Annotated in this window: 18 protein-coding genes and 1 pseudogene; 12 read left to right on the top strand and 7 right to left on the bottom strand. The window is 68.0% G+C overall.

Features of this window, described 5'->3' with window-relative positions; translation table 11 throughout:
* Positions 1-277: 277 nt before the first annotated feature.
* Together Y590_RS21560 and Y590_RS21555 are read right to left on the bottom strand one after the other, a co-directional pair.
* Entirely contained in the window at positions 278-1,192 is a 915-nt protein-coding gene (locus Y590_RS21560) for a hypothetical protein (RefSeq protein WP_060771648.1), read from the bottom strand.
* 680 nt (positions 1,193-1,872) lie between these two features.
* Positions 1,873-2,121, bottom strand: coding sequence for a hypothetical protein (locus tag Y590_RS21555; RefSeq protein WP_060771647.1), 249 nt, complete (start codon positions 2,119-2,121; stop codon positions 1,873-1,875).
* A gap of 868 nt (positions 2,122-2,989) precedes the next feature.
* Here Y590_RS21555 and Y590_RS21550 point away from each other — a divergent pair.
* A complete protein-coding gene (locus Y590_RS21550; RefSeq protein WP_060771646.1) occupies positions 2,990-3,523 on the top strand; it encodes a tyrosine-type recombinase/integrase in 534 nt (177 codons plus the stop codon).
* Between the two features lie 119 nt (positions 3,524-3,642).
* Here Y590_RS21550 and Y590_RS26020 read toward each other — a convergent pair.
* Positions 3,643-4,921 (bottom strand): annotated as a pseudogene (locus Y590_RS26020) (IS3 family transposase); the annotation flags it as partial.
* 763 nt (positions 4,922-5,684) lie between these two features.
* On the opposite strand from Y590_RS26020, the gene Y590_RS26655 reads away from it, so the two are divergent.
* From Y590_RS26655 to Y590_RS21505, 8 genes are all read left to right on the top strand, one after another.
* Positions 5,685-6,248 (top strand): hypothetical protein, encoded by a 564-nt coding sequence (locus Y590_RS26655; RefSeq protein WP_135300042.1) that lies wholly within the window; start codon positions 5,685-5,687, stop codon positions 6,246-6,248.
* Positions 6,245-7,150, top strand: coding sequence for a hypothetical protein (locus Y590_RS21535; protein ID WP_060771643.1), 906 nt, complete (start codon positions 6,245-6,247; stop codon positions 7,148-7,150). Before Y590_RS26655 ends, Y590_RS21535 begins: the two co-directional genes overlap by 4 nt.
* 4 nt (positions 7,151-7,154) lie before the next feature.
* A complete protein-coding gene (locus Y590_RS21530) occupies positions 7,155-7,904 on the top strand; it encodes a hypothetical protein (protein ID WP_060771642.1) in 750 nt (249 codons plus the stop codon).
* Positions 7,905-8,180: 276 nt separating this feature from the next.
* Positions 8,181-8,477 (top strand): hypothetical protein, encoded by a 297-nt coding sequence (locus tag Y590_RS21525; protein WP_060771641.1) that lies wholly within the window; start codon positions 8,181-8,183, stop codon positions 8,475-8,477.
* A gap of 8 nt (positions 8,478-8,485) precedes the next feature.
* Positions 8,486-11,956 carry a MobF family relaxase gene (mobF, locus tag Y590_RS21520; protein WP_060771640.1) on the top strand — a complete coding sequence of 1,157 codons (3,471 nt, stop codon included), beginning with the start codon at positions 8,486-8,488 and terminating at the stop codon, positions 11,954-11,956.
* 684 nt (positions 11,957-12,640) lie between these two features.
* Positions 12,641-13,393, top strand: a complete 753-nt coding sequence (locus Y590_RS21515) for a hypothetical protein (protein ID WP_144440032.1) — start codon at positions 12,641-12,643, stop codon at positions 13,391-13,393.
* Positions 13,394-13,482: 89 nt separating this feature from the next.
* Positions 13,483-14,904 carry an exodeoxyribonuclease VII large subunit gene (locus Y590_RS21510; protein WP_060771638.1) on the top strand — a complete coding sequence of 474 codons (1,422 nt, stop codon included), beginning with the start codon at positions 13,483-13,485 and terminating at the stop codon, positions 14,902-14,904.
* A 23-nt stretch (positions 14,905-14,927) separates the two neighbouring features.
* On the top strand, positions 14,928-15,113 hold the full coding sequence (locus Y590_RS21505; RefSeq protein ID WP_060771637.1) for a hypothetical protein: 186 nt from the start codon (positions 14,928-14,930) through the stop codon (positions 15,111-15,113).
* A 448-nt stretch (positions 15,114-15,561) separates the two neighbouring features.
* Here the strand turns inward: Y590_RS21505 and Y590_RS21500 are convergent, their stop codons facing one another.
* Together Y590_RS21500 and Y590_RS21495 are read right to left on the bottom strand one after the other, a co-directional pair.
* Complete coding sequence (locus Y590_RS21500) at positions 15,562-16,737, bottom strand: acetyl-CoA C-acyltransferase (RefSeq protein ID WP_060771636.1); 1,176 nt, start codon at positions 16,735-16,737, stop codon at positions 15,562-15,564.
* The gene (locus Y590_RS21495) at positions 16,737-17,864 is read right to left on the bottom strand and encodes an acyl-CoA dehydrogenase family protein (protein ID WP_060771635.1); all 1,128 of its coding nucleotides are present in this window, start codon (positions 17,862-17,864) and stop codon (positions 16,737-16,739) included. The genes Y590_RS21500 and Y590_RS21495 overlap by 1 nt, the downstream gene beginning before the upstream one ends.
* Positions 17,865-18,079: 215 nt before the next feature.
* Here Y590_RS21495 and Y590_RS21490 point away from each other — a divergent pair, with 215 nt between their 5' ends.
* On the top strand, positions 18,080-18,793 hold the full coding sequence (locus Y590_RS21490; RefSeq protein WP_158509759.1) for an OmpW/AlkL family protein: 714 nt from the start codon (positions 18,080-18,082) through the stop codon (positions 18,791-18,793).
* 38 nt (positions 18,794-18,831) lie between these two features.
* On the top strand, positions 18,832-19,773 hold the full coding sequence (locus tag Y590_RS21485) for an NAD(P)H-dependent flavin oxidoreductase (protein WP_060771633.1): 942 nt from the start codon (positions 18,832-18,834) through the stop codon (positions 19,771-19,773).
* 208 nt (positions 19,774-19,981) lie between these two features.
* On the opposite strand, the gene Y590_RS21480 is transcribed toward Y590_RS21485, so the two are convergent.
* Together Y590_RS21480 and Y590_RS21475 are read right to left on the bottom strand one after the other, a co-directional pair.
* Entirely contained in the window at positions 19,982-21,415 is a 1,434-nt protein-coding gene (locus Y590_RS21480; protein WP_060771632.1) for an aldehyde dehydrogenase family protein, read from the bottom strand.
* A gap of 59 nt (positions 21,416-21,474) precedes the next feature.
* On the bottom strand, positions 21,475-22,581 hold the full coding sequence (locus tag Y590_RS21475) for an NAD(P)-dependent alcohol dehydrogenase (protein ID WP_060771631.1): 1,107 nt from the start codon (positions 22,579-22,581) through the stop codon (positions 21,475-21,477).
* A 254-nt stretch (positions 22,582-22,835) separates the two neighbouring features.
* Between Y590_RS21475 and Y590_RS21470 the strand changes: the two genes are divergently transcribed.
* Positions 22,836-23,957 carry a fatty acid desaturase gene (locus tag Y590_RS21470; protein WP_060771630.1) on the top strand — a complete coding sequence of 374 codons (1,122 nt, stop codon included), beginning with the start codon at positions 22,836-22,838 and terminating at the stop codon, positions 23,955-23,957.
* The last annotated feature ends 19 nt before the right edge of the window (positions 23,958-23,976 follow it).

Raw genomic sequence — 23,976 nt, 5'->3', positions numbered from 1 at the left:
GCGCGCGGTGAGCCGCCGCCCGCCGCTCGACGTGGACATGGGTCGAGGCGCGGCCATTTACGGGACGGTGCGACGTGCCTTGCGACGATGGCCCTGAAAAGGAAAAGGCGCGGTCCATACCGCGCCTTGCTTGGAAGCCTTGCCGCCCGTCCGAACGCTTCGCCGGGGGGCATGCCGTCGATTCGGGCTGAAGCCCTCGTCAGATGCCGATTTCGTCGGGACGCGTCATGGCTCAACCCTCTTCCGTACCAGAATCTATGGCTGCCCCCGGCACGAGTCAAGCGTGCGACAGCCTGAAGTCGAACACCTGCTCGAGGGGCGGGGCGTCCGTCGCCTCTATCACGACGCGGCTTTCGCCGGAAGGTATCCGGACCTCGTGGGTGCGGTCGTCAGCGTCGTGGAAGGTGACGACGATGCCTCGCCCGTCATGCAGGTTGTTCTCGATCTCAAGGACCACCTGCTGCGAGTAGCGGGCCGGCCTGTAGGTGTTGGGTTCCGTGCCGTGGGCGACCCACAGTTCGACCCGGCTCTCCACGAGGCAGGGACAGCCGGCCTCGATGGTCGTCTCAAACGGCCTCTCGATGGCGTCGGTGAAATCGGTCCCCGCGCCGAGCGACTTCCCGTCCGCCCTGACGAAGACCAGGCGGTTGCTTCGGCCGGGCGGCGGTGCCGTGACCTTCCGGAACTGGATCGTCGACCCGTAGGTCGAGCGCACGTCGTCGATGTAGCTTCGGACCGACACGGCGGTCTGGACGGCGACCAGGAACTTGCCTTCCCCGTCATGGAACTCGTTGATGGACACCTTCCGGTGCGTGGTGTCGGCGTAATGTTCGAGGAGCTGCTGCACCCGCCCGACGATGTAGTCGATGTGCCGCCCGCTCTGCTTGCGAAAGAGGATGCGCGCGCGCGTGTCGAACGATTCCAGCTCGGGCCTGGCGACCTGGGTGATGGCCGACGCCACGCCGACCACCAGGAACAGCGCCACCCCGCCGACCCAGGACGCGAACACGGAGCCCCAATGGTCGTTCGGCGGCGGCACGCCGACCACGTAGTAGACCAACCCGGTCAGCGCGAGGCAGATCAGGATGGCCAGGAACAGGGTCCAGAGGCGCCAATCGTAGCGGCGCGCCCATCGCCACGCGCCGCCCCATCCCTTGGCGGCGGTCGCGCGAGACCAACTTCGTATCCCCATGTCCAGGCGTGCCCCCCTTCGCGGCGCCCCCGACAACGCGCCGCGTTGGCGGTGGTGCCGTGAAGCTTCGGCCAGGCGCGGGACGGATCGGGTACGTCCCGACGAACCGCGACCCCGACGGCACACTCCCCGAGGCGGCGAGGGCGTCGGGGCGCGAGGGCCGCTCCACTCGGAGGTCAGTGCATCCCGGGGGCGGCCGGCGCCTCGGCCAGGGGGCGACGTCCCCGAGTTGAACGGTAGACCTAGAGGAGGTCGCGTAACGCGTTGCGCCACTTGTTACGCTTTGTGCTCGGTCGGGCGCGACCGCGTGCGCCGTGCGAATGGGTACGACCGTACCGTTTCCGGGTACGGTCGTACCGAGACGAGGTACGTTTTCTGGTCCTGGCGGCCGCAGCTTGGGGGAACCGGAATCTGGTGGATCTCGAAAGTTGCGTTGGCAGCGCATGCAAATGGGCCACAACATGCTGATGTCGTGACCGCCCTGAAAAGGTCCGCTTCACCGCTCGGAGCAGACGCCTTATTCAGCCCGCCACTAGGTCTGCAAAGGGTCAGCAGCTCACTTCACTCGCTACTGCCTCCAACGAGCTTCGAAGCCGTTGCTGGGGCGAGGGGAGCATGTTCGACCTAGTTCAGCAAGCAGGGCAAATATCTCCGAGTTCTTAGAATGGTGCTGGTTACCTTCAGGGCTCTTCACAGAACGCTTCAGCCTCCCGCTTGTGCGTGACGCCATCGTATCCTGGGCAGCCGGTGAGCGCGCCATTGCGGATCTCTCGCACGGCCAACAGCAGCAACAAGGCAGCCAGCAGCATCAACACGGCCCAGGCAGCGAGGTCCGATAGGCGCTCGCTCGGCAGGAGCAGGTCGGCAGCGCGACGCAGCCGCTGCCGGAACCGACTAGGGTGCGAAGAGGAGCGGCGGCTCTCGGACATGAGCTGGGATCTGCAGGTTGAGGGGTACGACAGGGATCAGCCGAGCCAGCCACCAACCATCATGGCGAACAGGTAGGTGACCAAGACGAGGGCGACGCACACGGCGAAGCTTTCAGGGGTCGGCTCTCGCCTCATCGCGGCGCCAGCCGCTCCAACGGAGGCTCGTCGAAACCGACCTCAGTTGCGGCCCCGGAGCGGTCATCCCACGACAGCGTCGTGCGATGTCGGTCGCCCGCGTTGGACATCACCATCCATCTCGCGGTGATATCCAACGCGGGGAAGCAGCTTTGCATGAGAGGAGACCGCACTAGCAGGTGCGTTGGATATCTTCTCGCGTCGAATACCGCATGCTCACCAACGCCTTAGCACTGCGTTGGATATCACGCGCGGCTCGGCGAGCGCGGCCGGCGCAGCGATCAGAGACAGTCGCCGAAAGCATAGAATCGCGTGCGATGGCACACATTGATCTTTACGCGGCCCCTGACCGGCGCTACACAAGCATCATGACGTCGAACAGAATTTCCAATTCTGTTATACTTTGATTTTTAACGCGTTTTTTGCTTGCGTAGGCCTGGTGGGCTGCGGTACGAGCGCGGCCGTTGCATCCCGCCATAGAGCGCATCAGGCGCCTCCGAGGGCGGCGCCGAACAAAATTGGCAATTCTGGTCACACAAGCACCGGCTCGATCAGGTGCAGGGGCGCGCAGCCATGACCCGCACATCAGCTCCTTCCGGCTCGTCAGGCCGTCCGTCCCGGGCCCGTGGCCGGCTTCCCGGCCGGGATGTTTCCCAGAGCCCCGCCGGCCGCCCAGGGATCTCGGAACGAGCCCGCCTCCCCGGCCGCGCCGGTATGTCGCTCCACACCGCTCATGAGTCGGCGCAAGTATCTCACCCCCGACGAACGGGCCCGCTTCATCGCGACCGCATCCCGTCAGCCACCCGAGACCCTCACCCTCTGCCTGATCCTAGCCTATACCGGATGCCGCATCTCCGAGGCGCTGGCCCTCACCCATGCCGACCTCGATCAAGCCGGCGGCATCGTCAGCTTGCACTGCCTGAAGAAGCGCCGAACCGGTATCGTACGCGACGTGCCCGTGCCCGAAGGCGTCATGGCCATCCTCGACTTCGTGCACGACCTCGAAGCGTCCGAGCGGCGGCTGTGGCCGTTCAAGCGCAGCACTGCCTGGCAGCGTATCAAAACGGTGATGCGGGAAGCGGGCGTGAGCGCATCGGCCGCCTCGCCCAAAGGCCTGCGCCATGCCTTCGGCGTCCACGCCCTGCGCTCGGGCGTGCCGCTCACCCTGTTGCAGCGTTGGCTCGGCCATGCCAGCCTGTCCACCACTGCCATCTACGCCGACGTGCTTGGGGCCGAGGAACGCGAGATCGCCGCTCGCATGTGGTAGCCCCGATCAACAGCAACTGGAGACGAATGTCCGGCTGGTCACGAACGCGATCGAGCACATGCTGAAGACGAATGAGAGGAGACGATTCTCCCCCGATTTCGCGGACAGGGGGGGGGACCTGCATTCCGTTCGGCTTGCTCGGGTGTGATGTAACCAGAGCCGAGTGGATGCGCTTCCGATTGTCGTAGCCCTCAATGTCGGCGAACAGGTCGCGTCGGGCCTCGTCCCGGGTCGCCCATTGTCGTTGGTGAACGAGTTCGACCTTGAGGGGGTGGAAGAAGCTCTCCATCGGGGCGTTGTCTTGACAGCAGCCCGTGCGGCTCATGGAGGGGGTCGCCTTCATGTCGGCAAGCTACTTTCGGTAGGCTTCAGCCGCATATTGGCTGCCGCGATCCGAGTGGCAGATGAGGCCGGCCCGCGGTCGTTGCCGTTGGGCGGCCATCATCAGGGCGGCCTGCGTCCGCTCGGTCCTCATATGGTCGCGCATGGACTAGCCGACGATTCTGCGGGTGGCGAGATTGAGGACGGCGGCCAGATAAAGCCAGCCCTCACCGGTGGGCCGGTAGGTGATATCAGTGACCACCGACGTTGCGGACCTTGGCGAATGAAACCAGGGCGAGCATATTCGTGGCGCTGCACCCGCTCAGATAGCGATCTTCTATTTAGTCAACCAAACCGTGTTGGGCCGTGGTGAGAACGGAGCGGCCGAGAAGAGCTGCTTCAGCAGATTGGGTGCGATCGGCAGGTTGTGGCGGCTGTCGGTGGTGCAGGGTCGGAACCGACGCCCTGCCAGGACACGGATGCCATGCTGGCGCATCAGGCGCTCCACTCGCCCACGACTGACCGTTCGGCCCTCCGCGCGCAGGGTCGCATGCACCCGAGGCGAGCCATAGCGCTTATGATGCTCGGCATGGAGGCGCCGGACGTCGTCGAGGAGCTGACGGTTCGACACCGACCGGGTGTTCTCGGGGCGTGACCGCCAGCCGTAGTAGCCGCTGGGGGAGACTTCGAGCACGCGGCACATGAGATGCACTGGCCAGATGCTCGCATGCTGCTCGATGAAGGCGAACGTCACTTGGGCATCTGCGCGAAGATGCCGATCGCTTTTTGTAGGACGTCGCGCTCCATGCGCGTCCGGTCGAGTTCACGCAGCAGATGGGCGATCTCAGCGGCCTGGTCGGAGGGGGACGCCACCGGGCTCGCAGGCGCGGCTCCCGGCGACCTTGCTGCCCGCGGTGGTGAGGAGCTAAACATCACCGCCGAGCGCCACTGTCTCAGCGTCGAGGGTTGGATCCCGAGCTCGGCCGCGATCTGCATCTGCGGCCGACCGCTGCTTTCCAGCAGGGCCACCGCCTCGCGTTTGAACTCGTGGATGAACTCGCGTCTCGTCTTCGCCATCAAACATCTTCCCCACCCGCAAGGAGCGTATCAGAGGTGTCCGCGAAACCAGGGGAGGATCACTCTTCGCACATGCCCTGGCTACGGACGGTGATCACGGATTTGCGCGGCAACGCACGACTTGGTCAGTCCATCTAAAACAGAACGAGCGCAACGCCGACATCCCAGGGGCCGAACTCGAAACGGAGCCGGGAGCGGTCATGGACCGCGTTCAGCCTCTTTGGCGAGCTTCGATCCAAATCCCAAAACGACACCATCCGCGGCAGGTGCTGCCCCCAATCTCGGCTGTGGACAAGCCTCCGCAGCTCGATCCTGGCGGCCGAGAACGGATTGATGCGCGTCGTACTTCGTGCAATCCAGGCACGGTCTCGGCAACGAACAGGCTGGGACTGTGGGCTGCTGCTCCTTCTGAGACCAGCAGTTCGAGAGCTCGATGCTGCTGATGCAGCATGTATCCTCCGGGTTGGCCTGTGCTGGCGCGGCGGAACGGTTGTTCGGGACATCTCATCCCGGATCACCGATCCGACCCGTCCCTTGCCTCCGGCATCCGACAGTCCGGTTCGTGGACGTATGCGGATGAGCAGCTCGGCCGGTGCAGACCGGTCGCTGAGGGATTGCTCTTCAGGCGCTTAGGAACCGGGGCCCTTCGTGGCTGGCTGAACCGGTTCCACCTCTCTCCTCAGGGACAGGTGCGCCACGATGCGATCCTCAATCAAAAATTTTCATCTCGACCCTGCGCGTACGGAAGGACCGCCGCGCGCTCATGCCGAACGGCGAACGACGTCGTGAGGCGGGCATGGCACGCCCACCCCGCTTCGAACAGGCGGTTGCCGAGGTTCGTGTCGAGAACCGCTGCGTCGAACTCTGGATGGAGGAAAACTTCGCGGCGCTTCACGCGGCATATCCAAGCGGCCGCCTCAATCTGCGCGAACTCTCCGAAGTCGTACGACGCTGCGGCCTGACCAACAGTCACGGCGGACGGCTCACGGACGCGACACTCTCCAAGACCTGGGCACGGGTCCGTCAGCGGATGCTGACGGCGGCTCCATCGCCTCGACTTGAGGCCAACGAGGTCGCTCGCGGTGTCGTCACGCTGCCTTGGCGGGAAGCCGAGCTCCGGCCTGAACCCGCCTCGCCGGTCGACCGGATTCGCACGCCCGCCACCGTCCAGCCCCGAGCCCAACCTGCCGCAGCGCAAGGGAGCGCCGCCGAGCAGATCGCTCGCCTGCGAGCCGAGCAGCGCGCCGGGCGCCCCCCGATGCCCACATCCGTCGACCTCGCCAGCCCAGCTCAACTCAATAACTTTGCAGAAAGCATCCCGTCATGAGCAAGAATAACATCGTCGCTAAGATCCCTGCCCCTCTCACGAAGGAGGTCATCCATCCGGATGCTCACGGGGAGACCGTTGCGGTTCCACAGGTCGAGCCGGCGGACCGGACCTTAAGCGGTCGCGACAGCGATGCGGCGATCCAGACCCTGCTCGTCACCATCGGCCGGGGAAAGTCGGGCAAGTCCTTGATGAGCAAGCTACTCATCGAATGCGCCCGGGCTGCGAACCTGCCCCTGCGCGCCACCGATGCCGACCCCACGAACTCGGGTCTGAAGGATACGCATGCCGACACCGTTCCGGTGGCGGATGCCGATCCGCAGACTGTCTACGATCATACGCGGGCCGAGATCGAGCGACTGCTTGCCGGCAACGCCTCCACCCTGCTCGATTTCGGCGCCGGCAATCCGACTATTACGACCTTGCTGCGCGAGCTCAATCTCGCACGACTGCTCAAACGACGGGGCAAGCGGCTGACGCTGTTCTGTCTACTCGGTCCAGAGCGCGGAGACCTCTCTCAGATCGCAACCTTCCTGAGCCAGCCCAATCTTGAGGATGCCCGCATCGTACTGTGCTGGAACGAAGGATTGGTGCCACGTGGTCGCGAGATGTCGGACTTCGACCTTTACGTCACGGCGAAACCAGTCGTGGAGGCGCTCGACCGTGGTGCCCGGCTCGTCCGGCTGCCGCGGCTGGCTCCCGCGACGCGAATCGACGATCTCGGCCTGACCTTCCGGGACGCCGCGCTCGGCCGGGCCAACGCGGCAGGCCAGCGTCTCGGCGGGCTCGATACGCAGATCACGGCTGAGTGGTTGATGCGGTTGCCTGAGAGCTTCGCGCCGATCGCCGATTGGCTGCGCTTCGCGCCTGTCGAGAGCTTGCTGCAGGATCTGGAGGCCTGATGCCATGGCGGACCGCATCCCACCCGACAAGGCCCCTGCGTCCGCCGGCTCCCCGCTGGCGGATGGCAAGGCCACGCAGCTCGAAACGCACATCAACAGCCTGTTCACGAGCTACCAAGCGACCGGCCTCTCCACGCATGACCCCTACCACAAAGTCGTCGTCTCCTTGTGCGCCCTCGGTCTGGTCACGGATCGGGCACGGGCCGAGCAGACCGCTGCCCAGCGCCAGGGGCGAGAGGAGCTCGCGACCCTCGTGGGTCAAACCCGTCAGGTCGCGACGCAGATTGGAAAGGCCTCAGGTGAGGTTGAGGAGGCCGCCGAACAGATTGCGGTGGCCGAGGCGGCGGTCGCGGGCACTCTCGCGAAGCTGGCCGCTTTCGACCGGACCTTCGAGGACCGTGCCGATCGGATCGAGCGGGCCACGCGCCTCGACCTGAACGCGGCCGTCATGCGCAACGGTAGCCTGCTGGCGGGTCTCGTGGTGGCGAGCCTGCTCGTCGGGGCCGTCGGCGGCTACGACCTCGGCGCGCGGGAGACCTTCGGTACCCCCTACACGGCCGCGGAGCGTCTGCAACGGACGTTCGGTCTCGACGCGCTCTCGGCCCGGATGTGGAGCGATCTCATCCCGCTCAACGACCCACGTCCCCTCATCGCGCGGTGCCGGGATCTCGCGCAGTATGGCTACCAGCGCGATCGCCGATACTGCGACATGCAGCTGACTGTTCCTCCGGCCCAGACACCGCCCGGCACCTGACACGGCGTCCTCCGCGCTCCCCCGGCGGACGCACGTCGCTCAGCTGCCCGCTGCCCCGGATCCGACCCGCTGGACCGCGGCCCCCGGGTCCGGAGCGTGGACCCGCAGCGAATCCACCACCGAAAGGACATTCCCGAACCTCGGACCTGCCGATGAGGCACGGCCGATCCGTCCCGGATCGGCGCGCGACCCGCCACCGATCCGCCAATTGCGACCCCTGAAAATCCCCAACAGACCAAGGCACCCCTTGGTGCAGATGCGAAGGATACGATCACGATGTCCGGCAAGATGACGCAACTCAACCCTGGCGCTGCAGCTCCCTGGACCCTCGAACGCCTCGGCGACCAGCTCTTCGCGATATCCCGGACGATGGACGCCCTCGTTCAGATCGCTGAAGATCACACCAAGATGCTGGAGCAGGTGCTCAAGGCCGCAGCGGCTCCGGGCGAAAGCAGCGAGTTCAGTCCGCTGAATCGGAATCTCAATCAGATCACCCAACTACTGAAGCTCAACGGCGATCTGCTAAGCGTGATCTGCTGTCAGGTCGGTGGAGTACCGCCCGGGAAGCCCTAGGATCGCGCGTGCTCACTTATCTGACCGGACGGGTCACCACGCCCGCGCTGGCGATGGCGCGGCACTACATGCAGGTGACGCTTCCTCCCGACCTCAAGGAAGTCGCAGCCTATTATGGTTGGGCGCGCGATATCGACGCCGGACCGGATGCCGGCCGTCCGGCACCGCGGTTGCGCGCCGATCTCGATCCCCGCCTCGCGCAGCTGCTCGGCTTGGATCCGGCCAACCCGCTCGACCTCCGCACTGTGGCGAACCTGCTCGCCGGCCACCGCGCCGACGGCCGGCCAATTCGGGGCAAGCAAGTCCAGGCCGGTGAGCGCGTCACGTTCATCGACTTGTGCTGGAGCGCCGACAAATCCGTGTCGATCGCCTGGGCCCTCGCTCCCACTCCCGAAGAAGCGGCCGTGATCGCGCTCGCCCTTGAGGAGGCCGTCCATGCGACGATGGCCGATGCGGTCGCTCCTCAGATCGGCCGGGCACGCCGGGGAAAGGCCGGAGCCGGGGGCTCCGAGGCCGGCGCGATCGCGTGGATCGCCTTCGATCATTGGACCAGCCGGCCGACCCCTGGCGCCGCCGGTGACGCCCAGCTCCATATCCATTGTCCTGTTCTCAACATTGTCCGGACCGCGGATGGTCGAATCGGCGGCCTCGATCTACAACGGCTGAAGGGACGGGTGCACGAGCTTGGGGCGATCTTCCAGGCCAACCTCGCGCGGAACCTGCGGCGCGCTGGCATCGCGGCCGCGCTCGATCCGCAGCACGGCTGTGCCCGGATCACTGCGATCCCGGATGATGTCCGCGCTGCGTTCGCCAAACGCACGGCGGTCGGCACGGCGGCTGCCTACGCTCAAGCTGGGAAGCTGGGGCTCGATTGGGATGAACTCGAGGAGCGCTCTCGCATCGCACTGCTGAAACAAGCTGTCCAGGGCGATCCGCGCGGGGCCAAGCGGGACGACCTCGGCGACCGTTCGAGCTGGCAGGCCGAAGCGGCCGGCCTGGGCTACGAACATCTCAGCGTGCTCGGTACCGAGCCTTCGCGGCCGAGACCGACCCGAGCGCATCGCTTGGAGCGAGCTTATGCGGTCGCCCTCGACTTGCTGGAGCCGAAGCTGGAGAACACGGCAGTCCTGCCGGAGAGCCAGGTGCGGTTGGCTGCGGCCCGCTCGTTGATCGCCGCCGGGATCGAGCGGGCGGACGAGGTCGAATGCGTCCTCGAGCTCCTCCACACCCGCGGCATCCGCCAGGAGGGCCGAACCGTCACGCTCCTTCCCGGGGCTCCTGGCGCCGACATAGACGGGACAGGCTGGCAGCGCGCGGCCCGGTCTTACACCACCGGACTGCACGTCGAGCGGGAAGGCGAGTTGATCGATCTCGTCCGCGAGGCAGCCGCGGAGCAGCGCGGGGCACTCAGCGCAAAGGCGATCACCACAGCGGTGTCCCGATCGGGCCGGGACTTTTCCGGGACGGAGCATGGCCGCACGCAGCGCGAAGCAATGGACAGGCTTGGGAGCGGTGCGGCCTTCACCGCGGTGATCGGCGTTGCGGGCAGCGGCAAGACGACTCTGCTGCAGCCCCTGGTCTACGCCTACACCGCCGCAGGCGCCCATGTGTTCGGGACGTCGCTTGGATGGAAGCAGACGCGCGCGTTGACCGAAACCGGCATCCCGACGGAACGCTGTCTCGCCTTGGCCAAGCTCCTGCAGGATGGCGAGCGGGGCAAGATCGCCCTTGGGCCGGACACGGTCGTCGTCATCGACGAACTCGGGCAGGTCGGCACTCGCGACCTGCTCCGGCTGATGCGATTACGCACCGCCAACGGGAGGTTCCGGATCCTGGCGGTGGGGGATCCGCGCCAGTGCTCCTCCGTGGCGGCCGGCCCGGTCATCGAGCTGCTTCGGGAGGCGCTGGGTCAGGAAGCGATCCCCGAGATCCTGACGACGGTCCGTCAGAGAGCGCAGGACGAGCGTGAGACGACTGGCATGTTCCGGCAGGGGCGGGCGGCAGAAGCGTTGTCGCGCAAGCGACGCGACGGAACTGCGCGGCTCGTGCCCGGCTCGCCTGCCGCCGTTGCGGAGGTGGTCGCCGACCTGTGGACCGAGCGACATGCCGAGCACGTCGACGATCCGACCTACAGCCTATCGGTGAGCGCCCCGACCAACGCCGATGCGCTGATGCTGGCGGGTGCGATCCGCGCCCGCAGGAGGAAGGCGGGCGAACTCATCGGCCCGGATCATCTCGTCCAGGCGACCGACAACGTCGGACGCAAGTTCGAGGTCACCCTGGCTGTGGGCGACCGGGTTCGGCTGTTCGCACGCACGCCGGCCCGGAGTTCCAGCGGGCAGACCTTCGAGATCGGGGTCAACGGCAGCGTGCTGGAGATCGAGACGATCGAGCCAGAGGGCATACGCCTGCGCGACGTCGGCGGCCGATCGGGGCTGGTGGCTTGGACGACGCTGCTCCATCCCGACGGCGATCCCGCCGAGCCTCGCTACCGGCTGGGATACGGCGACGTCCTGACGATCGACAGCATCCAAGGCGTGACGAGCGAGGAGAGCCTCTTCGTGATGCCAAACGGCTCGGCATCAGTCGACGCCTTCCGCGGCTATACCGCGGCCAGCCGGCACCGGGCGCGGAGCTACCTGATCTGCGGTGAGACTGCGGAGCGGGTGGCGATCGCAGGCCAACGCCCGATCGGTGCCCGTCGCCCCGTGACGGACGACGAGATCTGGGACCGTGTGGCAGCCAACCTCTCGCGAGAGCCTACGGTCGTGACGGCGACGGCCCTGGTCTCACGGGCGCGAGAAGTCGCCGCCGACGCTCGGCGGACGTTGCCTCTGGCGCTGGCACCCCTTGAAGCGTGCGCACGGCGCGGCCTCACGCGGGTCAGCCTGAAGCGTGGTTTCGTGCGCGGCCGGGAGGTTGCGGCGCTGACGGACTGGGCTGAGATGATCGCAGAGCCGATTGCCCGTCAACTCGCCGACACGGCCGTGATGGCGGATACGCTCTCCCGCCGGGACGAAGGCGGGGTTTCCCGCAAGGCTATCGAAGGACTGGAACTGGGAGGCTTCGCTCGAGGACGGGTTCTACGGCGTCTGGAGCAATGGGCGGAGGAGATCGGCGAACTGCTCGAGCGGCAACGTGCCCGGACATTGGATTTCCTGCGGGGTCTCTCCGACCCAGATCGCAATGTCATGATGAGACCGGGACCTATCGCCCGGCAATTCGGCCGACGGCGGGACATGGAGCGCCTCGACGGTTGGGGGCACTCACTCACCGAATGGCTGGATCTACAGGTCCGGACGACCCGCGCCCTTCTCACGGCGATCTCGAAGGAGCCCATGAGCGGAGGGGTCAGCCAAGCCGTAGAACACAAAACCCAACCGATCGCGACAACGGTCGAGCCGGAAGAAGCGGGCCTTCGGCGCAAACAGGCAAGGCGGCGTCGGGGTGCGAAAGTAGGCTCCGGATTAGAGATCTGATGGTGTGATGCCCCCCCCCCCCGCTTATCGCCCGACACCGAGTAGGGACTCGCATAGGCGGTGCCGTCGTTCGCTGGACCGGTGCCTCTGCCGCCGAGAAGTGAAGCCAAATCGGGTACGACACGCGGTAGAACGAGGAACGGCCGTGGTGATCCGGACGGCCCAGGGGAGCGCTGAGATGAGCGCTCAAGGAGGTTGCGGACGCGCTCCACCCGAAGGCAGCGCCGGCTGGAGGCGGAACGCAACAGTCTTCGTCGCTCGGCACCGCGATGCCTTGGACACAGGCCCCCCGACAGCACGTACGCGCCTGCGTTGGATATCACGAAAGACGGGAAAAGACGTGCGCACCCAAGCCGTTGCTCGGGTGCTGAGAGAACAAGGATCGATGGGGAAAGGGCGAAGGCACCTTCGCTGAAAATCCCGGAAAAGACGGGTGAGGCAGGGCGGCGCTGGGACAGCGTCCGCTTCGCGTCGGCGAGGCGCCTTCGGCTTCTCCTCTGATGACGGGTACCTGAAATGACACATCACGACATGCCCGCCGGTGCGGACGCGGCCGCTTGCCCGCTCGAGCCCACCGGCCTCTGGGTGCGGGCTACGGCGAGCCGACCCCGGCGGCACCGAGACGGCTGGTTGTTCGACCTCCAGGCGCTCGACCCAACGCGCAGCGGTCGGCTCACCGTTTTCATGTCCGCTGACTTCACGGACCAGATCGAGCAGGCCTCGGGCATCATGCTGCACGAGGAAGATCTCGTCGGCGATCATACGGTTCTGCTAACGCTTACCGTCGATCCGCTGCTCGGCTTGACCGGGCGGATCATCGGCCTGGATCGCGGCCTGATGCTGAGGGCTTGGGCCGAGCGCGACGCGCGGGTGCGGGAGGCGCTCGACGCCAACGGCCTGTGGGACAGGCAGCACGAGCTGCCGATGCCGCGCCGGCTGCGCCGCGTATTCCTGATCGAGCCGGACGATGGCGCGCCGCACGCGATCGCGGACGGTCTCGCCCGTTGGCACGAACTCGGGATGATCGCGCTGATCCGCCACCCGCTCTCGTTCGAGGAGCCGGGTTCGGTAGCGGCCCTGCATCGCGCTTTCGACGCCGCTCAGGACCAGTATGACTGGGGCACGCTCGACGCGGTGATCGTCGAACCGGGCACCGGCTTCGCCTTCCGCTCCCTGTCGGACGCAGGCCTGGCAGAGCGGCTGTGCACATTCCCGGTGCCGATCCTGACGCGACGGACGCGGCCGGTGACGCTGCTCGACGGGCTCGCTTTCCGCAGCTTCGACACCGCACCCGAACTCGCCGCGCTGCTGATCGAGATCCTGCACCGCGAGCTGCGTGAGGCCAACCGGCCCCGCCTTGAGGCGATCGCACGTGAACTCGAAGCGGCACCAGCGGTCGAGGACCGCCCGGCTGAGGAGGGAGCGCTCTTCGACTGACGCCCTCTCATCCAGAGGCCGGCGGCCTGCACGACAAGCCGCCGGACCGCTCGACCCCGCCATCACACGACGACACACGAACGGACACGATGCGACATCACCGATTCCCCGCCTGGAGGGACACGCCGCCACACCAGCCTCATTCCGGCGGCGACGCGCCACTGCGCGCCCGTCACGACCGCGGCAGCGCGCTCGAACCCGACTCACTCTCCGCCGACGTGCACGAACTGCGCGACGTGATCGGCTGGCTGCGCCAGCGGCTGCGCGGCGAACACAGCGTGCGGGCCTGCGTCCTCACGGTCGAGGCCGCCGGTCCCGACAGCTATCTCCTCTTGCTCGGCGAAGCGCAGGCGAGCCTGAGCTACGATCCACCGCGCCTGAAGGTCCGTCTCGATGCCCCCGAGCTCGTCCTAATCCGAGCGGAGCATGGCGTTGACTTCGATCCGGCCGACCTCGTCAACCGTACCATCGCGGTTCAGTTACGCACCGGCCTGCGTCAGCGGTTCGGCCGCGGAGCCGGCGTTCAAGCCAAGCTCATGGCCCTGCTCTCGCTCGGGCAGATCCCGCTCGAAGCAGACATTGAGCGCGAGTGCACGCTGCAGCGGCTGAGGCTCGAGCGGGGCCGCTTCGGGCCGGACAACTGGGTCGAGCCGGAGGATCTCCATCATGTTGCGCTCGTCGTCTCAGAGCATGGCGAGGCGCGGCGCGACGTCGAGCACGTGCTGCAGTCGCTCGAAGCGGCAGGTCTCCTCCGCCTCCACCGGGTGTGGGCCAACTTCGAGGGTGCCGGGGCCGAGCGCACGTTGGTCGAAGCGTTTACCCGCGTCAGGAGCCTGCATGCCGAGTATGGACTGTCGGCGACCTTGGTCTGCCGCGGCGGTGGGCCGATCGAAGCATTCCGTCCGCTCAACAGCTACGCGATCGCGCATGCTGCGACAGCAGATCGGGTGCCGAACCTGATCGTCGGCCTCGGCCATGCCGGCACGCCGCGCACCGCCCTCGATGCAGTGGCGGCGCGCTCCGAGCCGACTCCGACGGCGGCGGCGATGCTGGTGCGCCACCTCGTCGAGCGCACCGGGCTCCGGGCCGAGCGCGCGCTCGCCGCTTTTGAGGCTGCGATCGAGGAGGATCTCGGGGCGGCTAGCCGCATCGCCCTGGCACGAGCCACGACCGCCTTCGACATGGCGCTGCAAGATCTCGTCACCGCGGCCGAAGCACGACTGCGACAGCTCGATCGGGCCGTCGAGCAGAGCCTACTGCTGGGATTGAGCGCGGCAGTCGGCGGGATCACGCGGAAAGAACCGGATGCCGATCCCGTCGAGGTGGATCCTCCCGGTGACACCGAGGACGACGCCCTCCTAAGCGAGGCCCTGGTGCTGGTGATCGCGACCGAGACGGGCTGCATCTTCACCAGCGCCCAGGATCTCTCAGCGGGCCTGCCGCTGCTGCTGCAATTCCCGGACGGCGCCGTACCCGTCCGGGTCACACCCTTCACTTCAACCACTCACTAACATCACTCAAGGACGCTGATACCATGAACCATTCCCCCCAGACCCCGAGCTTCCTGGCCGCGGTCAGGCGCATCGAATCGCTGACCCAAGAGATCCGCCGTGATGGGCTGGCCTCCTTCGAGAAGGTGGAAGCCGCCTATACCGAGGTGCAAGAGCTGCGCGCCGTACTGAACGCAAGGATCTCAGAGCTGCGTCGCCGCAGCGCGTGATATACAGCACAACCACCGCCAATGATAATTCATCGGCGGTGGTTGTGCTTTGATATACTGATAATTCAGCTCGGGAAGCCCCTGCTACATAGGCATGATCACGGTCCAAAATCCCGGAAGCTCCAGCCGCTTTTAACGAAACATCAAATCGGCATCGACAGATACATGATCCGAAGGGGAAAATCGCGAGGCTAGCTGTCGATTGCTGCACCTCCTGGCCAATCGTGGTCCGTCATCAAAGATTGGCAAAGAAGCAGGCGGCCGTTCAGTACGGCTCAGTTGATGGGCCCCTCGTGACCCATTGCGGACTCTCGGTGCTTTCCGATGGAATGACTGCTCGGCGGGTCGGAACAGACATGGAAGGGCAACCAAACACCTTCATTGCATCGCCCCTCGTCCGACGGAAATGTGTCCGCGATTCCTGTTGCTCCAGACGATGCCGCTTCCTTCAAGTGATCTCCAGGGCGAGAGCCGTCGCTTCGCCGCCGCCGATGCAGAGGCTGGCGACGCCGCGCCTCAACCCGCGGGCCTTCAGGGCACCGAGGAGCGTCGCGACGATGCGGGCGCCGCTGGCCCCGAGCGGATGGCCGAGCGCGCAGGCGCCGCCGTGGACGTTGAGGCGCGCGTGCGGGATGCCGAGCTCCCGCATCGCGATCATCGGCACCAGCGCGAAGGCCTCGTTGATCTCGAACAAATCGACCTCACCGACACCCCACCCCACCTGCTCCAGCAGGGCTCGGATGGCGGGGACGGGCGCGCAGGCGAAGCGTGCGGGCGGCCCAGCATGGGACGCCGTGCCGACGAGGCGGGCCAGAGGCGCCAGCCCCGCGGCTTCCGCGTCGGCCGCATCGGCCAGGACGAGGGCGGCGGCTCCGTCGGAAATCGAGCTGGCATTGGCCGCCGTCACGGTCCCGTCCGGCGAGAAGGCCGGCCGCAGGGTCGGGATCTTCTCGGGCTTGGCCTTTCCGGGCTGCTCGTCCTGCTCGACCTGCGCCGAGCCGGAGGGGACGCCGACGAGTTCGCGTGCGAAGGCGTGCTCCGCCTGCGCGGCCAGCGCCCGGCGCAGGCTTTCCAACGCGAAGGCGTCCTGCTCGGCGCGGGTGAAGCCGTACTCGGCCGCGATCCGGTCGCCGAAGCTGCCCATGAGCCGCCCCGGCTCGTAGGCGTCCTCCAGACCGTCGTGGAACAGGCTGTCGACCGCGCCGCGGTGGCCGAGCCGGGCACCGCCGCGCAGATCCGGCAGGAGGTGGGGTGCGTTGCTCATGCTCTCCATGCCGCCCGCCACCACGCGGCGCGCGAGCCCAGCCTGCAGCAGGGCGTGGCCGAGGATCAGGGCCTCCATGCCGGAGCCGCAGACCTTGCTCACCGCGGTGCAGGGGACCGCCTCCGGCAGTCCCGCGGCGAGCGCCGCCTGCCGGGCCGGCGCCTGGCCGAGACCGCCGAGCAGCACGCAGCCCATCAGCACCCGGTCCACCTCGACGGCCCCGGATCGGTCGAGCGCGGCGCGGATCGCGGCGGCGCCGAGTTGCGGTGCCGTGAGCCCGCGCAGGCTTCCCATCAGGCCGCCCATCGGGGTGCGGGCGTAGCCGAGGATGACGGTGTCGGAACGGGTGTGGGTGCGCATCACAGGGTCCTCGCGATGACGAGCCGCTGGATGTCGGAGGTGCCCTCGTAGATCTGGCACACCCGGACATCGCGGTAGATCTTGGCCACGCCGTACTCTTCCAGGTAGCCGTAGCCGCCGAGCGTCTGGATCGCTCCGGAGCAGACGGCCTCCGCCATCTCGCTGGCCACGAGCTTGGCCATCGAGGCCTCGCGCAGGCAGGGGCGGCCGGCCTCCTTGAGGGCGGCGGCGTGCAGCACGAGCTGGCGCGACGCCTCCAGCCGGGCGGCGAGATCCGCGAGGCGGAAGCCGACCGCTTGATGCTCGACGATGGGCTTGCCGAAGCTGCAGCGCTCCTTGGCGTAGGTGATGGCGATGTCGAACGCCGCTTGAGCCATGCCGACGCATTGTGCGGCGATGCCGATGCGCCCGACCTCCAGGTTGGCGAGCGCCGTGCGGTAGCCGCCGCCGATCCGGCCCAGCACAGCGTCCTCCGGCAGATCGAGCCCCTCGAACACCAGCGCGCAGGTGTCCGAGGCGCCCTGCCCCAGCTTGTGTTCGACCCGCTCGACGCCGTAGCCCGGCGTGTCGGTGGGCACGAGGAAGGCGGTCATGCCCTTTCGGCCCGCCTCGGGATCGGTGACCGCGACGACGAGCGCGAGGCCGGCGATGCGGCCGGAGGTGATGAACTGCTTGCGTCCGTCGAGCCGCCAACCGCCCTCGATGCGCCGGGCCCGGGTTCGGATCGCCGCCGCGTCGGAGCCGGCATCGGTCTCGGTCAGGGCGAAGGCGCCGAGGGTTCGGCCGGCGACGAGATCGGGCAGCCAGCGCGCCTTCTGTGCCGCGCTGCCCTCGGCGAGCATACTGTTGACGATCAGACTGTTCTGGATGCTGACGATGGTGGACAGTGCACCGTCGCCCGCCGCGAGTTCCATGAGTGCAAGAGCGTAGGATACGTAATCGGCGCCGGCCCCGCCGAACGCCTCGGGGGCCGTCATGCCCATCAGGCCGAGCGCCGCGACCGCCTCGAACACCTCCGCCGGATAGCCGCCGTCGCGCTCGAACATCTGCGTCCGCGGCCGAATCTCCGCGCTGACGAACGCGCGCACCGCGTCGCGGATCATCGTCTGCTCGTCCGTCAGGATCATCGGCCGGCTCCTCCTGGCCGCGACTTGTACGCCGCCGCGGCACGGATCGGCCCCATCCCTTCGGCCGGGGCGTGACGGCTCTTCGCGCCGTGGGGTGTGGCCCTGGCACAACATGCCGGTGCGCTCGCCGCGAGCACAACTTTGGTATGGCCTCGCCAATCCCGATCCCCGCTCATCCTCCCTGCAACCACAGAGGTCGGACAGGGGGGCTGGACATGTCTTTGGGGAAAGCCGTCGCGGGCGCAGTCCTGGCGCTCGGAGCCATCGCGGCAGGGGGGCAGGCCTACGCTGCGGATCTCGCGCCGCAGCCGGCCGGTCCGAGTTTCGCGGTCGCCAGCCAGGACACGTGGTACGTCCAGGCGGGTCTGGCCAGCGTCAACTTCTACGAGCGCGCACGGGTCTCGGCCTTCGGCACCGTGATCCCCGGCGCCCGCGCCCGGGTCGGGGACGGCGAGACCTTCGCGCTCGGCGTCGGCTACTTCTTCACGCCGAACATCTCCGCCATCGGCATCATCGGCTATCCGCCGACCACCACGATCAGCGGCACCGGCGCCATCGCCGGGCTGACGGCGGGACGGGTCCAGTACGGCCCGGCCGTGGCGGCGCTTAACTACCACTTCCGCACTTTCGGGGCCTTCCAGCCCTTCGTCGGCGTCGGCGTGAACTACACGCTGATCTTCGACACGACCGATGGCGACATTCAGCGCCTCAAGGTCAACAACGCCATCGGCCCGGTGCTGCGCGTCGGCTTCGACTACATGCTCACGAAAAAGCTCGGCCTGTTCTTCTCATACAACAAAATCTTCGTCGGCACGACGCTGAAGGGCTTCCTGAATCCGGCGATCCCTGGGCTCGGCGGTGCGCGCGTGACGGGCAAGATCGACCTTGATCCCGTCATCCTGCATACCGGCATCACCTACCGGTTCTGACGAGCGACCCGGAACCTTCGGGCAAGGAGAGCGACACCTTGGCGATCCCCCTTCTGTTCCGGGGCCTGCGCCTGCCGGCCATTGCCGCGCCGATGTTCCTGACCTCCGGCCCCGACCTCGTGGTCGAGGTCTGCCGCTCAGGCGTCGTCGGCACCTTCCCGGCGCTGAACCAGCGCAGCACGGAGGGGTTCGTCGCATGGCTCGACGCGATCGAGGCGCGCCTCGCCGACCGGCCGGACGCAGCGCCCTACGGCGTGAACCTCATCGTCCACCGCTCGAACCCGCGGCTCGCGGCCGATCTCGACGCGGTGGTGCGCCGGCGGGTGCCGCTCGTCATCACCTCGCTCGGCGCGGTGCGCGACGTGGTGGACGCCGTCCATTCCTACGGTGGCCTCGTGTTCCATGACGTGATCGGGCGGCGTCACGCCGAGAAGGCCGCCGCCGCCGGTGTCGACGGCATCGTCGCCGTCTGCGCCGGGGCGGGCGGCCATGCCGGCACCCTCTCGCCCTTCGCGCTGGTGGCCGAAATCCGCTCGTTCTTCTCCGGGATGATCGCGCTCTCGGGCGCGATCTCGACCGGGGCCGACATCGCCGCCGCCCGCGCGATGGGGGCGGATCTCGCCTATCTCGGCACCCGCTTCCTGGCGACACGGGAATCCCTCGTCAGCGAGGCCCAGAAGCGGATGACCGCCGCTTCCGGCAGCGCCGACATCCTCTACACCCCGGCGATCTCGGGCGTGGCGGCGAACTTCCTGCGGCCTTCGATCAGCGCAGCCGGGCTCGACCCGGACAACCTCGTTCCCCACGGCGCCCTCGACATGGAGAACGAGGCGAAGGCCTGGAGGAATGTCTGGTCGGCCGGCCAGGGCGTGGCGGGGTTCGACGACGTACCCGCCGCCGCCGCGCTGTGCGAGCGCCTGACGGCCGAGTACCGCGCGGCCCTTGCCCGCCTCGCCGACGACCCGTTCACGCGCGGATAGCGTTGCGCCGCTCCTCCCGTCCCTGACCCGGACCACCTTGAGCCGTGCCGTCCCGCTGGAACGGCACGGCTTCTTTTCGAAGCGGCTAGCCGGCTGATCGGAGTAGACCGGCCGGGCGGCGATCCCCGGAAACGGCGACGGCCTCCGCAACCCATCGGTCGCGGAGGCCGTCCGATGCGCGGAAGAAGCGGCCGCGTCCCGCGGGAGCTCAGGCCGCGGCGGCCTGGGCGGCGGGGCGGCGGATCGTGACGGTCTTAGGATTGGTGAACTCTTCGAGCCCGCCGATGCCGTTCTCCTGGCCGACGCCCGATTGCTTGTGGCCGCCGAAGGCCGCGAAGGGCGAGAGTGCCAGAGCCTCGTTGATCCAGACGCTGCCGGCCTCGATCCGCCCGGCCAGCCGCAGGGCGCGGGCCTCGTCGCAGGTCCAGATCGTGGCGGCAAGGCCGTACTCGCTCGCGTTGGCGCGGGCGACCACGTCGTCCTCGTCGGTGAAGCGGATCAGTGGCAGGACCGGGCCGAACTGCTCCTCCTGCACGATGCGGCTCGATTCGTCGGGATCGTCGATCAGCGTCACGGGGATGAAGTAACCCGGGCCCTCGGGGGCACGGCCCGCCTCGATCACCGTGGCACCGGAGGCGCGGCACTCGGCCAGCAGCGTCTGCACCCGCTCGTACTGGTTCTGGTTCTGCACCGGCCCCAGTGCGATCCCCTGTTGCGCCCCGTCGCCCATCGGCACCGCCTCGGCGATGGCGCGCAGGGCCGCGAGGAACGCGTCGTAGACGTCCGCGTGGACGTAGACACGCTTGGTCGCCACGCAGATCTGGCCGCTGTTGGTGAAGGCCGACCAGAAGATCTGCTCCGCGGTGGCCTGCACGTCCACGTCGGGGAAGACGATGGCAGGATCATTGCCGCCGAGTTCGAGCGTCAGCCGCTTCAGGGTTGCGGCGGCGCTCTCCATCACCCGCCGCCCGGTCGCGGTGGAACCCGTGAAGCTGATCTTGCCGAAGCCCGGATGCGCCGTCATGAGCGGCCCGAGTTCGTCGCCACCGGTCACGATGTTGACGACGCCCGGCGGCAGGATCTCGCGCAGCAATGCGCCGACCCGCAGCACGCAGAGCGGCGTGAAGGGCGAGGGCTTCAGCACGAGGGTGTTGCCGGCGAGGATCGCGGGCGCGATCTTCCAGATCGAGAGCAGCACCGGGAAGTTCCAGGGCGAGATTGCGCCCACCACGCCGATCGGTACCCGGTGCGTCTCGACGCGGTGCTCGGCCGTGTCCTCCACCACCGCGACGAGCAGTTCCATCGAGGCGATCGCGCCGCACCACTGGGCGGCGGCCGTCACCTCGAACTGCGCCTGGGCGAGCGGCTTGCCCTGCTCGCGGGTGAGGAGCCGGGCCAGCGCGTCGGCCTCGCCCGCGATCGCCTCGCCGATTCGGGCGACCAGTGCCTGGCGCTCGGCCCAGGGTGTCGCGGCCCAGGCCGGGAAGGCACGGGTCGCGGCCGCGACCGCCGCGTCGAGTTCGACCGCTCCCGCATCGGGCACCTCGGCGAAGACCGCGCCGTTGGCCGGGTTGCGCACCGAGATGCGGCCGGGCGCCTCGGCATCGCGCCCGTCGATCGTCATGGCCGTGAAGTCCAGCATCGTGATCCTCCCGCTTGGCTTGATTGATTGTCGTTCGTTCCGTTCGCGCCGCGGCGGTGTCAGTCGATCCGCAGCACCGCCTTGACGCAGTGGCCCGCATGGGCGTCGGCGATGGCCTCGTTGATCTCGGAGAAGGGATAGAAGCGCACGAAGCGCTCGACCGGCAGGCGCCCGGCGGCGTGGAGCGCGACCAGTTCCGGCAGGAAGCTCTGCGGGTCGCTGTCGCCCTCGATGATGCCCTTGACCGTGAAGCCGGCGGAGATCGCCGGGACGATCGGAAGGCGCAGGGTGGCGTCGAGGGCGCTGGGCACGCCGACCATGCCGAGCGTGCCGCGCGGGCCCAGCATCGCGAAGGCCGATTCGAGCGCCGCGACGTTGCCGCTGGTGTCGAACACGTAGTCGGCGCCCGCCGGCAGGATCGCGCGCACCGCCACGGCGGCATCCTCCGCCGCCGGGTCGATGGCGTGGGTTGCGCCGAGTTCGAGGCCGAGCGCCCGCCGCTCCGGGCGTGGCTCGATCAGGATGATCGATGCGCATTCCGCGATTCCACCGCCGAGGATCGCGCTGAGGCCGACCGCGCCGCCGCCCATGACGACGAGCGTCGAGCCGGCTCGCGCCCCGAGCGAGCGCAGCACGCCGCCGACGCCCGTCTGCACCCCGCAGCCGAGGGGGGCGAGCACGCCGAGATCGGCGTCGGCTGGCAGCTTCACCACGTTGCGGGCGCTGCCGATGCACAGGCTGGCGAAGGAGGACTGGCCGAAGAAGCGGGCGGCCACCCGGCCGCCCCCGGGATCCTGTGCGGGCGAGCCGCCCTCGGCATCGATGCAGGCGAAGTTGAGGGCCATGAAGCTGTGGCAATAGGCCGGGCTGGCGCTGCGGCAGGTCGGGCAGCCGCCGCAGGAATCGAAGGTGAGCAACACCTTGTCGCCCGGCGCGACGTGGGCGACGCCGGGGCCGACCGCCTCGACGAGGCCCGCGCCCTCGTGGCCGAGGATGAGCGGAAACGGGCTGCCCATCGCGCCGGAGGCGAAGATCAGGTCCGTGTGGCAGATGCCGGCGGCCTTCACCCGCACCAGCACCTGACCGGGCCCCGGTCTCGCGATGTCGACGCTGCGCAGGCGGAACCGCTCCTGCGGCGCGTCGAGGACGGCGGCGAGTGCCTCCATGGAATCGTCTCCCCCGGGTTTTTCGTTGCGGGCCGAGCATGCGCCGCCGCCGCGCGAGGCGGCCCCGCCGAAAGGTCGGGTCGGGACGGAGCCCCAAGCCAGCGAGGCGGACGGGCGCACCCATCCCATTCGCATCTGACCCAGACTTTGGGTTGGGGCGCGCCCCGCCGGCCCTTGCCACTCTTGGGGCAATCGAGAGTCCCCGGAGGCCGCCACGGCGGTTCCCGGAGGCGCTCCGGCTCAGGAGGAGGCTCATGCTCGACTACGCCAAGTACCTGCTGTCACCCGTGCTGCTGGCGACCTCCGCCTACGGGCTCTGGCTCGGCGGTCCGCACGCCTGGCTCGGCTTCGGCCTCCTCATCGGCATCCTGCTGTTCGACGCGTTCCTGGAGCCCGACCACTCGCTGCGCGACGCGCGCTTCCCCTGGCTCTACGACCTCATCGTCTCGGTGCAGCTCGTCATGGGCTTCGCCATGATCCTGTTCTACGCGTGGCTGGTCGGGCAGGGCCATTTCGACAGCACGTCCTCGAAGATCGGCGGCTTCGTGACGATGATGTTCACGCAGTTCGTCATCGTCGCCCCGGCCCTCCACGAGATGTTCCATCGTGAAAACCTGTTCCACCGCTGGCTCGGGCGGATCGGGATGGTGATGATCTTCGATCCCTGGCGCGAGATCACCCACGTGGTCACGCACCACATCCACACCGTGACGCCGGACGACCCCGACTACGCACGCCGCGGCGAGAACCTCTACCGGCACCTCGCGAAGACCTTCGCGGGCCAGATCGCAGAATCCTACCATCTGGAGCGCCGGATGTGGACGAAGCGCGAGCGCGCGTGGTTCGACCCGCGCAACGCCTGGGTCTGGCGCGTCGGCATCCTCGTGGCCTTCGTCGGCCTGCTCTGGCTGATCGGCGGCGGCTACGGGGCGCTCGCCGGGGTTGGCGTCTGCCTGCTGGGACCGCGCATCCTCCTAGAGATCTTCAACTACACCCAGCATTACGGCCTCGTGACCGCGACGCCGGGGCGGTTCGAGCCACGCCACACCTGGAACCACCTCACCCCGTTCGTGCGGCTCCTGGCGCTCGAGATCACCAACCACGCCGGCCACCACGAGGACAGCTACAAGCCGTTCTACGAGCTCGTGCCCGACCGCACCGGCCCCAAGCAGCCGCAATTCCTGATCTGTCTGCTGCTCGCGTTCGTGCCGCCGCTCTGGTTCCTGATGATCCGCGAGAAGCTGCACCATTGGGACCGGCACTACGCCACGCCGCAGGAGCGCGAGATCGCCGAGGCCGAGAACATCCGGGCCGGATGGAGCGACCTCAACGAGCGCCCGACGCTCGCCCAGGCCCGCTTCGCCGTGGCGCCTTGACGAATCCGGGGGAGGACAG

Origin of the sequence: Methylobacterium sp. AMS5, from assembly GCF_001542815.1 — a bacterium.
Taxonomy (GTDB): Bacteria; Pseudomonadota; Alphaproteobacteria; order Rhizobiales; family Beijerinckiaceae; genus Methylobacterium.
This window is presented reverse-complemented; position numbering and strand designations above follow the sequence as displayed.

Excerpts from the sequence above, each read along its gene's own strand:
- Y590_RS21550 (WP_060771646.1), top strand. The coding sequence starts at position 2,990 with ATGAGTCGGCGCAAGTATCTCACCCCCGACGAACGGGCCCGCTTCATC.
- Y590_RS21475 (WP_060771631.1), bottom strand. The coding sequence starts at position 22,581 with ATGGAGGCACTCGCCGCCGTCCTCGACGCGCCGCAGGAGCGGTTCCGC.
- Y590_RS21525 (WP_060771641.1), top strand. The coding sequence starts at position 8,181 with ATGTCCGGCAAGATGACGCAACTCAACCCTGGCGCTGCAGCTCCCTGG.
- Y590_RS21510 (WP_060771638.1), top strand. The coding sequence starts at position 13,483 with ATGCGACATCACCGATTCCCCGCCTGGAGGGACACGCCGCCACACCAG.
- Y590_RS21560 (WP_060771648.1), bottom strand. The coding sequence starts at position 1,192 with ATGGGGATACGAAGTTGGTCTCGCGCGACCGCCGCCAAGGGATGGGGC.
- Y590_RS21515 (WP_144440032.1), top strand. The coding sequence starts at position 12,641 with ATGTCCGCTGACTTCACGGACCAGATCGAGCAGGCCTCGGGCATCATG.
- Y590_RS21535 (WP_060771643.1), top strand. The coding sequence starts at position 6,245 with ATGAGCAAGAATAACATCGTCGCTAAGATCCCTGCCCCTCTCACGAAG.
- Y590_RS21505 (WP_060771637.1), top strand. The coding sequence starts at position 14,928 with ATGAACCATTCCCCCCAGACCCCGAGCTTCCTGGCCGCGGTCAGGCGC.
- Y590_RS21495 (WP_060771635.1), bottom strand. The coding sequence starts at position 17,864 with ATGATCCTGACGGACGAGCAGACGATGATCCGCGACGCGGTGCGCGCG.
- Y590_RS21500 (WP_060771636.1), bottom strand. The coding sequence starts at position 16,737 with ATGCGCACCCACACCCGTTCCGACACCGTCATCCTCGGCTACGCCCGC.
- Y590_RS21555 (WP_060771647.1), bottom strand. The coding sequence starts at position 2,121 with ATGTCCGAGAGCCGCCGCTCCTCTTCGCACCCTAGTCGGTTCCGGCAG.
- Y590_RS26655 (WP_135300042.1), top strand. The coding sequence starts at position 5,685 with ATGCCGAACGGCGAACGACGTCGTGAGGCGGGCATGGCACGCCCACCC.
- Y590_RS21490 (WP_158509759.1), top strand. The coding sequence starts at position 18,080 with ATGTCTTTGGGGAAAGCCGTCGCGGGCGCAGTCCTGGCGCTCGGAGCC.
- Y590_RS21470 (WP_060771630.1), top strand. The coding sequence starts at position 22,836 with ATGCTCGACTACGCCAAGTACCTGCTGTCACCCGTGCTGCTGGCGACC.
- Y590_RS21530 (WP_060771642.1), top strand. The coding sequence starts at position 7,155 with ATGGCGGACCGCATCCCACCCGACAAGGCCCCTGCGTCCGCCGGCTCC.
- Y590_RS21480 (WP_060771632.1), bottom strand. The coding sequence starts at position 21,415 with ATGCTGGACTTCACGGCCATGACGATCGACGGGCGCGATGCCGAGGCG.